Origin of the sequence: Psychrobacter sp. 16-MNA-CIBAN-0192 (assembly GCF_040309565.1) — a bacterium.
Lineage (GTDB): Bacteria > Pseudomonadota > Gammaproteobacteria > Pseudomonadales > Moraxellaceae > Psychrobacter.
Window position 1 is genome coordinate 1 of the sequence record NZ_JBEOOX010000666.1, and the last position, 241, is coordinate 241.

Below are 241 nucleotides of genomic sequence, written 5' to 3' on the forward strand. Positions count from 1 at the left end.
GATAAACTGATGCCAGCACTCGACACAGCAGATTATATCGATTACTTACAATGGATGCATTTTGCTGAAAGCTCAGCTGCTTTGCCACTATTGCTGAAAATTTTTGTTAAAATGGATGGCGCAGAAACCCTGTTTATCGGTGGATATGCCGATGCAGAAACGGCAAAAGTCATCAGCTATGTTAACGACCGCTTAGAAGGTAAGTCATATTTAGTCGGTAACCGTCTTAGCGGTGCAGATA

Annotated in this window: 1 protein-coding gene; it reads left to right on the plus strand. The window is 42.3% G+C overall.

Features of this window, described 5'->3' with window-relative positions; genetic code table 11:
• Positions 1-241, plus strand: a 241-nt coding sequence (locus AAEY78_RS14775) for a glutathione S-transferase family protein (RefSeq protein ID WP_502943797.1), incomplete at both ends; no start/stop codon positions are given.